The organism is Streptomyces sp. NPDC020875, from assembly GCF_040641415.1.
Classification (GTDB): Bacteria; Actinomycetota; Actinomycetes; order Streptomycetales; family Streptomycetaceae; genus Streptomyces.
On the sequence record NZ_JBFADP010000008.1, the window covers coordinates 42081 to 56849 of the forward strand.

15 protein-coding genes and 1 pseudogene are annotated in these 14769 nt (G+C 71.9%); all 16 read left to right on the top strand.

What is annotated here, in order from left to right:
• Positions 1-9 precede the first annotated feature (9 nt).
• Positions 10-1566 carry a signal recognition particle protein gene (gene ffh / locus AB0G74_RS06640; RefSeq protein WP_361141416.1) on the top strand — a complete coding sequence of 519 codons (1557 nt, stop codon included), beginning with the start codon at positions 10-12 and terminating at the stop codon, positions 1564-1566.
• A gap of 694 nt (positions 1567-2260) precedes the next feature.
• Positions 2261-2854 (top strand): hypothetical protein, encoded by a 594-nt coding sequence (locus tag AB0G74_RS06645; RefSeq protein WP_358825133.1) that lies wholly within the window; start codon positions 2261-2263, stop codon positions 2852-2854.
• A gap of 206 nt (positions 2855-3060) precedes the next feature.
• The gene (gene rpsP, locus AB0G74_RS06650) at positions 3061-3507 is read left to right on the top strand and encodes a 30S ribosomal protein S16 (RefSeq protein WP_358825134.1); all 447 of its coding nucleotides are present in this window, start codon (positions 3061-3063) and stop codon (positions 3505-3507) included.
• Positions 3508-3509: 2 nt separating this feature from the next.
• Positions 3510-3749 (top strand): RNA-binding protein, encoded by a 240-nt coding sequence (locus AB0G74_RS06655; protein WP_361141417.1) that lies wholly within the window; start codon positions 3510-3512, stop codon positions 3747-3749.
• A 313-nt stretch (positions 3750-4062) separates the two neighbouring features.
• Positions 4063-4671 (top strand): ribosome maturation factor RimM, encoded by a 609-nt coding sequence (rimM, locus tag AB0G74_RS06660; RefSeq protein WP_361141419.1) that lies wholly within the window; start codon positions 4063-4065, stop codon positions 4669-4671.
• Positions 4671-5492 carry a tRNA (guanosine(37)-N1)-methyltransferase TrmD gene (gene trmD / locus AB0G74_RS06665; RefSeq protein WP_361141420.1) on the top strand — a complete coding sequence of 274 codons (822 nt, stop codon included), beginning with the start codon at positions 4671-4673 and terminating at the stop codon, positions 5490-5492. Before rimM ends, trmD begins: the two co-directional genes overlap by 1 nt.
• Before the next feature lie 131 nt (positions 5493-5623).
• Positions 5624-5974, top strand: coding sequence for a 50S ribosomal protein L19 (gene rplS / locus AB0G74_RS06670; RefSeq protein WP_006346300.1), 351 nt, complete (start codon positions 5624-5626; stop codon positions 5972-5974).
• A gap of 89 nt (positions 5975-6063) precedes the next feature.
• Positions 6064-7038, top strand: coding sequence for a signal peptidase I (gene lepB / locus AB0G74_RS06675; RefSeq protein ID WP_361141423.1), 975 nt, complete (start codon positions 6064-6066; stop codon positions 7036-7038).
• A pseudogene (gene lepB / locus AB0G74_RS06680) lies at positions 7031-8225 on the top strand (signal peptidase I). The gene lepB (AB0G74_RS06675) and the pseudogene lepB (AB0G74_RS06680) overlap by 8 nt, the downstream one beginning before the upstream one ends.
• Complete coding sequence (lepB, locus tag AB0G74_RS06685) at positions 8185-9264, top strand: signal peptidase I (protein ID WP_361141424.1); 1080 nt, start codon at positions 8185-8187, stop codon at positions 9262-9264. Before lepB (AB0G74_RS06680) ends, lepB (AB0G74_RS06685) begins: the two are co-directional and overlap by 41 nt.
• A 105-nt stretch (positions 9265-9369) precedes the next feature.
• Positions 9370-10140 (top strand): signal peptidase I, encoded by a 771-nt coding sequence (gene lepB, locus AB0G74_RS06690; RefSeq protein WP_361141426.1) that lies wholly within the window; start codon positions 9370-9372, stop codon positions 10138-10140.
• A 151-nt stretch (positions 10141-10291) separates the two neighbouring features.
• On the top strand, positions 10292-10768 hold the full coding sequence (locus AB0G74_RS06695; RefSeq protein ID WP_361141562.1) for an NUDIX hydrolase: 477 nt from the start codon (positions 10292-10294) through the stop codon (positions 10766-10768).
• Between the two features lie 55 nt (positions 10769-10823).
• Positions 10824-11132, top strand: coding sequence for a DUF2469 domain-containing protein (locus tag AB0G74_RS06700; RefSeq protein WP_005311352.1), 309 nt, complete (start codon positions 10824-10826; stop codon positions 11130-11132).
• A 278-nt stretch (positions 11133-11410) separates the two neighbouring features.
• Entirely contained in the window at positions 11411-11773 is a 363-nt protein-coding gene (locus AB0G74_RS06705; protein WP_361141427.1) for a YraN family protein, read from the top strand.
• A complete protein-coding gene (locus tag AB0G74_RS06710) occupies positions 11773-13389 on the top strand; it encodes a YifB family Mg chelatase-like AAA ATPase (RefSeq protein ID WP_361141428.1) in 1617 nt (538 codons plus the stop codon). The genes AB0G74_RS06705 and AB0G74_RS06710 overlap by 1 nt, the downstream gene beginning before the upstream one ends.
• Positions 13386-14672, top strand: coding sequence for a DNA-processing protein DprA (gene dprA / locus AB0G74_RS06715; RefSeq protein WP_361141430.1), 1287 nt, complete (start codon positions 13386-13388; stop codon positions 14670-14672). The genes AB0G74_RS06710 and dprA overlap by 4 nt, the downstream gene beginning before the upstream one ends.
• Positions 14673-14769 lie beyond the last annotated feature (97 nt).

The following is a 14769-nucleotide window of genomic DNA, read 5'->3' on the forward strand; positions in this document are numbered from 1 at the left end:
AAGAGCGCCGTGTTCGATACTCTCTCCGACCGCTTGGCGAACACCTTCAAGACCCTGCGGGGCAAGGGGCGCCTCAGTGAGGCGGACATCGACGGCGCGGCCCGGGAGATCCGTATCGCGCTGCTGGAGGCCGATGTCGCCCTCCCCGTGGTCCGGGCCTTCATCGCCAAGGTCAAGGAGCGGGCCCGGGGCGCCGAGGTCTCCAAGGCGCTCAACCCCTCCCAGCAGGTCATCAAGATCGTCAACGAGGAACTGATCAGCATCCTCGGCGGCGAGACCCGGCGGCTGCGGTTCGCCAAGCAGCCCCCGACCGTGATCATGCTCGCCGGTCTGCAGGGTGCCGGTAAGACGACCCTCGCCGGAAAGCTCGGCAGCTGGCTCAAGGCCCAGGGCCACAGCCCGCTGCTGGTCGCCTGCGACCTCCAGCGCCCCAACGCGGTCAACCAGCTCTCCGTCGTCGCCGAGCGGGCGGGCGTCGCCGTCTACGCGCCCCAGCCCGGCAACGGCGTCGGCGACCCCGTCCAGGTCGCCAAGGACTCCGTCGAGCACGCCCGCGCCAAGCAGTACGACGTGGTCGTGGTCGACACCGCCGGCCGGCTCGGCATCGACCAGGAGCTGATGCGGCAGGCCGCCGACATCCGCGACGCGGTCTCCCCCGACGAGATCCTCTTCGTCGTCGACGCCATGATCGGTCAGGACGCGGTCAACACCGCCGAGGCGTTCCGTGACGGTGTCGGCTTCGACGGCGTCGTGCTCTCCAAGCTCGACGGCGACGCCCGCGGCGGTGCCGCGCTCTCCATCGCCCATGTCACCGGCCGCCAGATCATGTTCGCCTCCAACGGCGAGAAGCTGGACGACTTCGACGCCTTCCACCCGGACCGGATGGCATCGCGGATCCTCGGCATGGGCGACGTGCTGTCGCTCATCGAGAAGGCCGAGCAGACCTTCAGCCAGGAAGAGGCCGCCAAGATGGCCTCCAAGCTGGCGAGCAGCAAGGGCAAGGACTTCACGCTCGACGACTTCCTGGCCCAGATGGAGCAGGTCCGCAAGATGGGCTCCATCTCCAAGCTGCTCGGCATGCTGCCCGGCATGGGGCAGATGAAGGACCAGATCAACAGCATCGACGAGCGCGATGTGGACCGTACGGCTGCCATCATCAAGTCGATGACCCCGGCCGAGCGCGCCGAGCCCACCATCATCAACGGCTCCCGCCGGGCCCGGATCGCCCGTGGTTCCGGAGTCGAGGTCAGTGCCGTCAAGAGCCTGGTCGAGCGGTTCTTCGAGGCCCGGAAGATGATGTCCAGGATGGCCCAGGGCGGCGGCATGCCCGGGATGCCCGGCATGCCGGGCATGGGTGGCGGCCCCGGGCGCCAGAAGAAGCAGCAGAAGCAGGCCAAGGGCAAGCGGCGCAGCGGTAACCCCATGAAGCGCAAGGCCGATGAGCAGGCCGCCGCCGAGCGCCGGGAGCAGGCCGCCCAGGGCAGCCCCTTCGGGCTTCCGGCCGGTGGTGGCGACGGCGACCAGCAGTTCGAGCTGCCCGACGAGTTCAAGAAGTTCATGCGCTGACCCCGGGCCGCCGGGCGCTCCGTGCGGGGCGTCCCTCCGCGTCCGGCCTCCGCGTCCGATCGGCACCCCCTGTCCGCAGGGGGTGCCGAGGTGTTTCCGGGGGGTGTTTCCGGCGGCTTCCGGGGTTGTCCACAGGGGGATGCCGGGGCCGCCGCCCCGGTCTACCGTCCCGGGTAGGAGCGATTCCCTGCCGTCCGCCCAGCCCCGGCCCGCCGTGCCGTGCCCTGTCCCGCCCCGGCCCGCCGTGCCCCGCTCCGGCCGTCGCCGGGCCGTCCTTCATCGGCGGCCGCCCCCGGGGCGGGGCCGGTCCCGGAGGCCGGGTTTCCCGGATCCCGGCCCCGGACCCCGCGCGTTTCGGCCCGGGGAACCGCACATCTCGGCCCCGCCCGTACGGTCCCGGCCGGAATCCGTGCCGATACGGCCGGAAGCACCAAGTCGGCCTTTTCCCGATGTCGGTTTCGGTACGGTGTCCGATGTCCGGTGAGCGGGGCCCTCCGGCCTGCCCGGAGAAGCCGTCCAACGCGGGGAGCCGTACGAGGTGCTACGTACCACCTTGCGGCGCACTGAGAGCCTTCTCCGCAGATCGGCGTACCCGCCCTCGTCAGGACACATCAATGCCAACTGACGGGTACGTGCAAAATATTTGGGATGCCCCGTAATGGAACCGTGGGCCGTTCAGGCTCGTTATCACGACGTGAGCACGACACCACCTGTTCTCGCCGCAGAACTGGCACAGGCATGGGCCGACATTCAACGGCACCACCCTGAGCTGCCGGATCTCGCCGCGCCAGAGTCCCTGATCGGAGAGTCGTCGTCCGCCTGCGGCGGCGAGCTGTCCTTCGAACGACTGCTCCACGAGGCAGTCCACGGCATCGCCGCCGCGCGAGGAGTCCGCGACACCTCACGCGCCGGCCGCTACCACAACCGCAGATTCCTGGCGATCGCCGAGGAGATGGGTCTCGACCACGCCGAGGAGCCGCATCCCAGCAGCGGCTTCTCCCTGGTCGTCCTCAGCCCCGAGGCCAAGCGCCGCTACCGTCCCACGATCGAGCGCCTCCAGCGCGCCCTCAGAGCCCATACGGTCGCCACGGCGTCCGACACCAAGCGCTCCTTCCGCGGACCGGCCGCCAGGCACGGTTCCTCGGGCGGCGGCGTCCGGGTGAAGGCCGTCTGCGACTGCGGGCGCAATGTCCGGGTCGTCCCGTCGGTCCTCGCCCAGGCGCCCATCGTCTGCGGAGGCTGCGGCAAGCCCTTCCGAATCCCCGAACCGGTCGCCGCGGCGAGCTGAACCCCCGGCCCGGCCGCCTGACGGGGGCGGCGCAGGTCCGGGGGAGAGCTCGCCATCGGCGTGTGGCACAATGGCTAGCTGTACTCGACGGCCGCACAGGACCCCTCTCTCCTCCGGCTGACGCGTCCATCGGGCACCCGAGTACCGCAACCCCACGTGGCATCTCGTTGTGCCCAACCACGTCAAGACCAGGAGACACCACTTCCGTGGCAGTCAAGATCAAGCTGAAGCGTCTGGGCAAGATCCGTTCGCCTCACTACCGCATCGTCGTCGCTGACTCCCGTACCCGCCGTGACGGCCGGGCCATCGAGGAGATCGGCCTGTACCACCCGGTGCAGAACCCCTCGCGCATCGAGGTCGACTCGGAGCGCGCCCAGTACTGGCTGTCCGTCGGCGCCCAGCCGACCGAGCCGGTTCTCGCCATCCTGAAGCTCACCGGCGACTGGCAGAAGCACAAGGGCCTGCCCGCGCCCGCGCCGCTGCTCGTGGCCGAGCCGAAGGCCGACAAGCGCGCCGCGTTCGACGAGTTCGCCAAGTCCCTCGAGGGCGGCGAGCCCAAGGGCGAGGCCATCACGCAGAAGGCCAAGAAGGCCGAGAAGAAGGCGGACGAGGCGGCCGACACCGCCGGCGCCGCCGAGTCGACCGAGGCCTGAGCATGCTCGAGGAGGCTCTCGAGCACCTCGTCAAGGGCATCGTCGACAACCCGGACGATGTGCAGGTCGCCTTGCGCAACCTGCGCCGCGGACGGGTGCTGGAGGTCCGGGTCCACCCCGATGACCTCGGTAAGGTGATCGGCCGCAACGGTCGCACCGCGCGCGCCCTGCGCACCGTCGTGGGCGCCATCGGCGGCCGTGGGATCCGGGTCGACCTCGTCGACGTGGACCAGGTCCGCTGACACCAGTGGAACACCGGCTCGGGCCGGGGGTGGCCGACCGGCCGCCCCCGGCCCGAGGCGTATCCACGGGTCCGACTCCGGGCTCTTCCGGAGCCCGTCCCGTCCCACCGGCCGGCTCCCTACGGTCCCGTGACACCGCTCCGGGGCGCCGCGACGGCTGCCCCGGCCTACCGTGGATCCAGGGATCCGGAGGCCGTGGCACCGGATCGCGTACGGCGGCGGGCGCGGCGGCGCCCACCCCCACGGGGCGGGCCGGTCCCGGACCGGACGCCCGGCCGGACCATCCGGCCCCAACCACAGGAGAGGCAACGAAGTGCAGCTGGTAGTCGCCCGGATCGGCCGTGCCCACGGCATCCGGGGCGAGGTCACCGTCGAGGTGCGGACCGACGAGCCCGAGCTGCGGCTCGGCCCCGGAGCCGTACTCGCCACCGATCCGGCGGGCACCGGCCCGCTGACGATCGAGACCGGACGGGTGCACAGCGGCCGACTGCTGCTGCGCTTCGCGGGTGTGACCGACCGCAACGGCGCTGAGGCACTCCGCAACACCCTGCTGATCGCCGACGTCGACCCGGACGAGACCCCCGAGGACCCGGACGAGTACTACGACCACCAGCTGGTCGACCTCGACGTCTTCCTCGCCGACGGCACCGCCGTCGGCCGGATCACCGAGATCAGCCATCTGCCGTCGCAGGACCTCTTCATCGTGGAGCGGCCCGACGGCGAAGAGGTGATGATCCCCTTCGTCGAGGAGATCGTGGCCTCGGTCGACCTCGCCGAACAGCGGATCGTCGTCGTACCGCCGCCGGGGCTGCTGGACGACCGGGCCGAGATCGCCTCCGCGCGCGACGCCGAGGCGACCGGTACCGGTACCGGCACCGCCGGACCCGATGCCTCCGGTACGGCCCCGAAGGGCGGGGCGTGATGCGGCTCGACGTCGTCACGATCTTCCCCGAGTACCTGGAACCGCTGAACGTCTCCCTCGTCGGCAAGGCCCGCGCCCGGGGCCGGCTCGACGTCCACGTCCACGATCTGCGCGACTGGACGTACGACCGGCACAACACGGTCGACGACACCCCCTACGGCGGCGGACCCGGCATGGTCATGAAAACCGAGCCCTGGGGCGACGCCCTGGACTCCGCCCTCGCCGACGGCTACGAGGCCGGGGCGCACGACCCCGTCCTCGTGGTGCCGACCCCCAGTGGCCGCCCCTTCACCCAGGAGACCGCCGTCGCCCTGGCCCGGCAGCCGTGGCTGATCTTCACCCCGGCCCGTTACGAGGGCATCGACCGCCGGGTCATGGACGAGTACGCCACCCGGCTGCCCGTCCACGAGGTCTCCATCGGGGACTACGTCCTGGCGGGCGGCGAGGCCGCCGTCCTGGTGATCACCGAGGCCGTCGCCCGGCTGCTGCCCGGGGTCCTGGGCAACGCCGAGTCCCACCGCGACGACTCCTTCGCGCCCGGCGCCATGGCGAACCTCCTCGAAGGCCCCGTCTACACCAAGCCGCCGAGCTGGCGGGGGCGTACCGTCCCCGACGTCCTCACCGGCGGCCACCACGGGAAGATCGCCCGCTGGCGCCGGGACGAGGCGCTCCGCCGTACCGCGGCCCACCGGCCCGATCTGCTGGAGCGCTGCGACGCCGCCGCCTTCGACCGCAAGGACCGCGAGACCCTGTCGATCCTGGGCTGGGAGCCGGAGCCCGGGGGACGATTTTGGCGCAGACCGCGCGCCGTGGAAGAATAGGCCGCTGCCGTACGTCCGGCGTGCGCCCCTGCCACGGGGGGACACGACGCCCGCCCCGACGCCGACGGCCATCCGAACGAACCAACTCTCCCGTCGATGACCTGTGGCATCGGCGAAGAAAGCAGACGAACATGTCGCATGTGCTCGACGCCGTCAACGCCGCCTCGCTGCGGTCCGACGTCCCCGCGTTCCGTCCCGGTGACACCGTGAACGTCCACGTTCGCGTCATCGAGGGCAACCGCTCCCGTATCCAGCAGTTCAAGGGTGTCGTCATCCGCCGCCAGGGCGCCGGTGTCAGCGAGACCTTCACGGTCCGCAAGGTCTCCTTCTCCGTCGGCGTCGAGCGCACCTTCCCGGTGCACAGCCCGATCTTCGAGAAGATCGAGCTCGTCACCCGTGGTGACGTCCGCCGCGCCAAGCTGTACTACCTCCGTGAGCTGCGCGGCAAGGCCGCGAAGATCAAGGAGAAGCGCGACAACTGAGGCATCGGCCCGGCGGCTCCCCAGGGGCCGCCGGAACCGGGCTCAGGTCTCGTACGAGTCCATGGCGTGGCCGGATAGGCTCGTCCGCGATGGACACCGAGAACGTACGCACGGAGCGCGACCGCTCATCCCACCCCGGCAGCGGGGACCCCGCCGACACGGCGGGGCCCGGCATGTCCGGACCGGGGGAGGAGCGGTCGCGCTTCCGGCGTTTTCGGCGTGGTCCGCGCCCTTCCCCCGGCTCCGGCGGCTCCGGTGAGGAGTGCCGGGAGGAGCCGGGCCCCGCGGGCGTCTGGGGGTTCTCTGTGCGCCGGACACTGGGCCTGGCGGTGGTCTGCCTCGGAGCGGTGCTGCTGTTCAGCCGGTTTGTGATGCAGCCGTTCCACATTCCGAGCGATTCCATGAAGCCGGTCCTGCGGCCCGGTGACCGGGTGCTGGTCAACAAGCTCGCGTACGGCTCCGGCGACGTACCGGAACGCGGCGATCTGATCGTCTTCGACGGGACGGGCTCCTTCGTCCGGGAGGGGGCGGAGGAGCATCCGTTCCGGGAGGCGGTCCGGGGCGTCTTCGCGGCCGTGGGGCTCGCCGAGCCCGCGGCCACCGACTTCGTCAAGCGCGTCGTCGGCGTCGGGGGCGACCGGGTGGTCTGCTGCGACCGGAAGGGCCGGCTCACGGTGAACGGGACGGCGATCGACGAGGAGTATCTGCATCCCGGCGACGCCCCGTCCGAGGTGGCCTTCGACACCATCGTCCCGCCGGGCAGACTCTGGGTGATGGGTGACCACAGAAGTGACTCGCGTGACTCCAGGGACTATCTGGGCGCCCCGGGCGGTGGAACGGTCCCGGTGGAGAACGTGATCGGCCGGGCCGAGTGGATCGGGTGGCCCGCGGGGCGCTGGGGGTCCCTGGGACGTACGGATGCCTTCGACCGAGTGCCGGACGCGCCGGAAGGATCCGCTCCGGACGCGGTCGGGCGGCCACTGCCGACCGGTGCGCGGGGCGCGGATGGCGGCGAGGACGCGGGCGGTACGGGCGGGCCCGCCTACGGACGGCCGCATGGGTAGGCGGGGCCGGCCCGCCGGACAGCGCCCCGACCCCCTGCCCCCGGCCGGTCCCGGCGCGGCGGACGGTTCCCCGGTTCCGCAGGGCGGCCGGGCCGAGCGGCGCAAGCTGGCCCGCAAGGTACGGCGCAGGCGGCGGCGGTGGGCGCTGACGGAGATCCCGCTGCTGATCGTGGTGGCGCTGGTGATCGCCCTGGTGCTGAAGACCTTCCTGGTCCAGGCGTTCGTCATTCCCTCGGGTTCGATGGAGCAGACGATCCGGATCGACGACCGGGTGCTGGTCGACAAGCTCACCCCCTGGTTCGGCTCCGAACCGGAACGGGGGGACGTGGTGGTCTTCAAGGACCCCGGCGGCTGGCTCGTGGGCGAGGCCGCCCTGCCCGAGAAGAAGAACGACCCGGTCGTCGTCAAACAGATCAAGCAGGGGCTCACCTTCATCGGACTGCTGCCGTCGGAGGGCGAGCAGGACCTGATCAAACGGGTGGTCGCGGTCGGCGGGGACACCGTCGCCTGCTGCGACGCGGACGGGAGGGTGACCGTCAACGGCGTCCCGCTGATCGAGTCGTACCTCAATCCGGGCAATGTCCCCTCGACCCAGACCTTCGAGGTCGCGGTGCCACCGGGGCGGCTGTTCGTGATGGGGGACCACCGGGCGAACTCGGCGGACTCCCGGGCCCATCTCGACGAGCCGGAGCGGGGCACGATCGCGGTCGACGCGGTCGTCGGACGGGCCGTGGTGATCGCCTGGCCGGTGGACAACTGGGCCCGGCTCGACGGGCAGGAGGTCTACGCCTCCGTACCGAACGTACGTGCGAATGGTGAGGTGGCGGGAGGCGATTCGCATACCCTGTCGTCCCAGGACCACAAAGGAATGGTCCTCCTCCCGAGCCCTGCGGAACTCTCGCTCGTTATGGGAGTGATGGGTCTGGTCGTCCTGCGGAGAACTCCGTGGCGGACGGGCGGACGGTTCACACAGACTGAGGAGTTGATGTGCGGGACGTCGCGGTCGGCGCACAGTCCGGACACGAGCAGCCGGAGGACGGGCCCGAGGGGCGCGACGGGTCCGCCGGGGCCGAGAGGTCTCCGGGCACTGCCCCGGCGGCCGGGCCCGCCGTGGCGTCACCGTCCCGCAGGGACACCGCGCCGCCGGTGGCCTCGTCCCCGGCGGCGGCGTCCGTGAAGGGTGGTGACGGGAACCCCGGCGAGCTGCCGGACGGTTCCGGCGGTCCGGGCGGCCCCGGCGCCCCCAGGGACGGCCGGGGGACCGGGGGCAGCGGCGGACCCGGAGGTTCCGGCCCGGGCGGTCCCGCAGGGGGCCCGACCCCCTCGCCGGCCGCCGGTCCCGGCCCGGAGGGCACCGAGGACGACGACGAGGATGAAGAGGGGCGCCGCAAGCCGCAGCGCTCCTTCTGGAAAGAGCTGCCGATCCTGATCGGTATCGCTCTGGTCCTGGCGCTGCTGATCAAGACGTTCCTGGTCCAGGCGTTCTCCATCCCGTCCGACTCGATGCAGAACACCCTGCAGCGGGGCGACCGGGTGCTGGTCGACAAGCTGACCCCCTGGTTCGGCTCCGAGCCCGAACGCGGTGAGGTCGTCGTCTTCCACGACCCGGGCGGCTGGCTGGACGGCGAGCCCACCCCCGAGCCCAACGCGGTCCAGAAGTTCCTCAGCTTCATCGGCCTGATGCCGTCCGCCGAGGAGAAGGACCTGATCAAGCGGACCATCGCAATCGGCGGCGACCGGATCGAGTGCAAGAAGGGCGGCCCGGTCAAGGTCAACGGGAAGGCGCTCGACGAGCCGTACATCTTCCCCGGCGACACCCCCTGCGACGATCAGCCCTTCGGGCCGCTGACCGTCCCGGACGGCAAGATCTGGGTCATGGGCGACCACCGCTCCAACTCCCGCGACTCCCGCTACCACACCGAGGACGTCAACGGCGGCTTCGTCCCCGTGGACGAGGTCGTCGGACGGGCCGTGGTCATCGCCTGGCCCGTGAACCGCTGGGCGACCCTGCCGGTCCCCTCGACGTACGACCAGCCCGGTATCGGGAACAAGGCCGCCGCCCTGGTGACCTCCTCCGCGCCGCTCGCCATGGGCACCCTCGGCGCCGTACCGCTGGTGCTGTTGCGCAGGCGGCGGCTGATCGCCCGCGAGACGGCCCGGGACACCGCCCCGCCGAGCGCCACCCGCGCGACGGCCCCCTCGGCCGGGCGGGAGCCGGGGCTGTAGCGACGCATCCGTGACGCGGTACCGCCCGATAGGGTGCCGTCCCGGGGCGCGGCCGCGCGGGATCACCGCCCGGCCCGAAGCCTCCTGGAGCGGGGGAGCGCCGGAATGACGGCAGCACGGACGGGCGGCGGACGAACGGACGACGGCCACGGCCGGCTCGGCAGAACACTGTCGGGCCTGGCCGTGGCCGTCGGCTGTGTCCTCTTCCTGGGAAGTTTCGTCTGGGGCGCCCTGGTGTACCGGCCCTATCTGGTACCGACGGACTCGATGACACCCTCCGTACGGGCGGGGGACCGGGTCCTCGCCGAACGGATCGACGGCGCCGACGTACGCCGCGGCGACATCGTGGTGTTCCGGCTCGCCGCCTGGGGCGGCACCCCCATGGTGAAGCGGGTCGTGGCGACCGGCGGCGACACCGTCGCCTGCTGCGGTCGGGACGGACGGCTGACCGTCAACGGCACCCCGGTCACCGAACCGTATCTCCGCACCGCCGGACCGGCGTCGCCCACCGCGTTCAGTACCACCGTCCCCGACGAACAGCTCTTCCTCCTCGGCGACGAGCGGAACAACTCCCTCGACTCCCGGGAACACCTCCAGGACGCCGCCGGCGGATCCGTACCCCGGTCCGCCGTGGAAGCCCGGCTCGACGCCGTGGTGTGGCCGCTCAGCGGCGCCTTTCTGGAACGGCCCGAGGGCTTCGCCGATCTGCCCGGGGGGATCTCCCGGATGGGGCCGGTCAAAACGATCCTCTGGAGCATGGCCGCCGGGGCGCTGCTGGTCTTCGGCGGCGGACTCCACGACCCCGTACGGCGAGCCCTGCGCCGACGGCGGGAACGGCGGGAACAGCGGACGGAGGCGGTCACCGATGCCGGATGAGACGGACCCGGTACCCGGCCTTCCCGGCGGTACGGACGGCCGTCCGGACAGCTCCGCGGACGACTTCACGGACAGCTCTGCGGGAGGCTCCGCCGACAGCTCCACGGACGGGTTCGCGGACGGGTTCGCGGACGGCTTCGGCGGCGGTGAACTGCGAAGAGTCGCCCGTGTCGTACTGCTCGACCCCCATGACCGCATCCTCCTCGTCCACGGCTGCGAGCCCGGCGACCCGGCCGACGACTGGTGGTTCACCCCCGGCGGCGGACTCGAAGGCGACGAGACCCGCGCCGAGGCCGCACTGCGCGAACTCGCCGAGGAGACCGGGGTCACCGACGTCCGGCTCGGCCCCGTCCTCTGGCGGCGCCTCTGCTCCTTCCCCTTCGACGGACGCCGCTGGAACCAGGACGAGTGGTACTACCTGGCCCGTACCGAACAGACCACGACCGCGCCCGGCGCCCTGACCGAACTGGAACGCCGCAGCGTAACCGGGCTGAGATGGTGGACCTCCGCCGAACTGTCCGCCACGCGTGAGACGGTGTACCCGACCAGACTCGCCGGGCTGCTGCGCACGCTGCTCGACGAGGGTCCCCCGCCGACGCCGATCGTCCTCGCCCCCGAAATCGCCTAGAGACGGGTGCGACTGGCGCACAATAGGGGGACGCACGGCTGAAGGGGAACATGCCATGAGCGCCGAGGACCTCGAAAAGTACGAGACCGAGATGGAGCTGAAGCTCTACCGGGAGTACCGGGACGTCGTCGGACTGTTCAAATACGTGATCGAGACCGAGCGCCGCTTCTACCTGACCAACGACTACGAGATGCAGGTCCACTCGGTACAGGGCGAAGTCTTCTTCGAGGTCTCCATGGCGGACGCGTGGGTCTGGGACATGTACCGGCCCGCCCGCTTCGTCAAGCAGGTACGGGTCCTCACCTTCAAGGACGTGAACATCGAGGAGTTGAACAAGAGCGACCTCGAACTCCCCGGCAGCTGATCAGCGGCCGAACAGCGGCCCTCGACGCCCCGGCGGGCATCCGCGGCTCCCGCGGATGCCCGCCGCCGCTATGACCGGGTGATTCCCGGACCCCTACCGCCCCGCTTCCGCCCGTTTCCGGACGGTATTTGTCCCGCTCCCGGACTGTTTCCGGTGAGCCCCGACCGGCCCGGCGGACCCGAACGGGTGACGGAGTTATCCACAACCCACCCCTTGTCCACCAAGATCCACGGGCGGACGGCGGTCGCGTCACTCTCGGTGCAGGAGGTGGTACCGAGATGAACGCCACGAAAGCACTGGGACACTACGGCGAGGAAATCGCCGCACGACTGCTCACCGAGACCGGAATGACCGTCCTCGCCAGAAACTGGCGGTACGGCCGCGCCGGGGAGATCGACATCGTGGCCCGCGACGGCGACACCGTCGTGCTGTGCGAGGTCAAGACCCGCCGGGCCGGGCCCTTCGAACACCCCATGGCCGCCATCACCCCCGCCAAGGCCGCCCGGCTGCTGCGCCTCGCCGAAGGCTGGATCGAGCGGTACGGCGGACCACCACCGGGCGGGATCCGGATCGACCTCGTCGGCGTACTGCTGCCCCGGCGCGGAGCACCCGTCGTCGAACACGTCCGGGGGGTGGCCTGATGGGATTCGCCCGTGCCTGCTCCGTCGCCCTGGTCGGCGTCGAAGGCGTCGTCGTGGAGGTCCAGGCCGACCTCGAACCCGGCATCGCCGCCTTCGCCCTCGTCGGACTCCCCGACAAGAGCCTCACCGAAAGCCGCGACCGGGTCAGGGCCGCCGTCGTCAACTCCGGCGCCGACTGGCCCCAGAAGAAACTCACCGTCGGACTCAGCCCCGCGTCCGTCCCCAAAGGCGGAAGCGGATTCGACCTCGCCGTCGCCTGCGCCGTCCTCGGCGCCGCCGAACGCGTCGACCCCCGGACCATCGCCGACCTCGTCCTCATCGGAGAACTCGGACTCGACGGCCGGGTCCGGCCGGTCCGCGGCGTCCTCCCCGCGGTCCTCGCCGCCGCCGAAGCCGGATATCACAACGTCGTCGTCCCCGAACAGACCGCCGGGGAAGCCGCACTCGTCCCCGGCGTCTCCGTCCTCGGCGTCCGCAGCCTGCGCCAACTGATCGCCGTACTGAACGACGAACCCGTCCCCGCCGAGGAACCCGTCACCGACGGCCCCGACCCGATACTCGCCGGACTCGCGCTCCCCGGCGCCGGCCTCGGCACCGGACTCGTCAGTGGCCCCGCCGACCAGCCCGACCTCGCCGACGTCGCGGGCCAGCACGCGGCCCGCACCGCCCTGGAGGTCGCCGCCGCAGGCGGACACCACCTCCTGCTCTCCGGACCACCCGGCGCCGGGAAGACCATGCTCGCCGAACGCCTCACCGGCATCCTCCCGCCCCTCACCCGACGGGAATCCCTCGAAGTCACCGCCGTCCACTCCGTCGCCGGAATCCTGCCCCCCGGCCAGCCGCTCGTCCGCACCGCGCCCTACTGCGCCCCGCACCACTCGGCGACCATGCCCGCCCTCGTCGGCGGCGGCAACGGGCTGCCCCGGCCCGGCGCCGTCTCCCTCGCCCACCGCGGCATTCTCTTTCTGGACGAAGCCCCCGAATTCCCGGTCAAAGTCCTCGACGCGCTCCGCCAGCCCCTGGAATCCGGCTATGTCGTCGTCGCCCGCAGCGGGGGAGTCGTCCGGCTCCCCGCCCGCTTCCTGATGGTCCTCGCCGCCAACCCCTGCCCCTGCGGCCGCCACACCACCGACGGCGCCGGCTGCGAATGCGCCCCCGCCGCCGTCCGCCGCTACCAGGCCCGGCTCTCCGGGCCCCTCCTCGACCGGGTCGACCTCCGGGTCAGGGTCGAACCCGTCAACCGGGCCGACCTCATGGGGCAAGGCGGCCGGGGAGAACCCAGCGCCACCGTCGCCGACCGGGTCCACCAGGCCCGCGAACGAGCCGCCGACCGGCTCCGGGACACCCCCTGGACCATGAACAACGAGATCCCCGGCCATGAACTGCGCACCCGCTGGCCCGTCGCCCCCGGCGCCCTCTCCGCACCCGAACGCGACCTCGAACGAGGACTCCTCACCGCCCGCGGACTCGACCGCGTCCTCCGCGTCGCCTGGACCATCGCCGACCTCACCGGCCACGACCGGCCCCGGAACGAGGACGTGGCCCTCGCCCTCGAACTCCGTACCGGCGTCCCCCGGGGCGCCCCCCGGCCCACCGGAGCAGGAGGCACACCATGACCCCGGCACTCCCACCCGGCCCCACCGACCGACCCGCGCCGCGACCACCGGGCCGGACCACCACCGGCTCCCCGCCCGCACGGGAAACCGGCCCCCGGGACGACGCCGAACGGCTCGCCCGCGCCGCGCTCACCCGGATCGTCGAACCCGGTGACCAACTCGCCGGACGGTGGCTCGCCGACTACAGCGCCGTCGAAGTGCTCCACCGCATCACCAGCGACCACACCGGCACCGGCGCCGGGGCCGCCGCAGGGCCGGGCGGTGACCCGGCCCTGCCCGGCGCCACACCCCGCAGACTCGCCGGCTACCGGGCCCGCGCCGCCACCGCCGACCCACACCGCGACCTCGCCACCATCACCGCGCTCGGCGGCAGATTCATCTGCCCCGGCGACACCGAATGGCCCACCCAACTCGACGACCTCGGCACCACCCGCCCCATCGGCCTCTGGACCCGCGGCACCCCCCACCTCAGAACCTGGGCCCTGCGCTCCGTCGCCCTCGTCGGCGCCCGGGCCTGCACCCCCTACGGCACCCACACGGCGGGCGCCCTCGCCGCCGAACTCGCCCACCGGGGCTGGGTCGTGATCTCCGGAGCCGCCTTCGGCATCGACGGCGCCGCCCACCGAGGCGCCCTCGCCGCCGACGGCGCCACCATCGCCGTACTCGCCTGCGGAGTGGACGTCGCCTACCCGCCCGGACATACCGAACTCATCCGCCGGATCGGAGAACAGGGCCTCGTCATCGGCGAACTGGCCCCCGGCGACCACCCCACCCGCAGCCGGTTCGTCCTCAGAAACCGGGTCATCGCCGCCCTCAGCCGGGGCACCGTCGTCATCGAGGCCGCCTACCGCAGCGGCTCACTCGTCACCGCCCGCCACGCCCGCGCGCTGGGACGCCACATCATGGGCGTCCCCGGGCCCGTCACCAGCCCCCTCTCCGCCGGTGTCCACGAACTACTGCGCAACGAAGCCACCCTTGTCACCGACGCCGACGACATCGCCGAACTCGTCGGCACCATCGGCGAACTGACCCCCGACCGGCGCGGCCCCGTCCACCCCCGGGACCTGCTCACACCCCGCAACACCCGGATCCTCGAAGCCCTCCCCGCCCGGGGCGCCGCCCACCCGGCCGAACTGGCCCGCACGGCCGGGACCGGCGCCGACGACACACTCGCCGGCCTGTACGAACTCCACGCCCTGGGGTTCGTCGAACGCAGAGGGGAGAGCTGGGAATTGGCCCACCGGACGAATCGCGAGTCGAACAAGCGGCGAGGCGGTTCGTGATCCGGAGCATTCGGGTGAAAAAGTAACGGGGACGACCTCGGCGGTGCCGTCCACCACAACCGGGGACCGGCGTACGCCGTCGCAGCGCCGGTACACC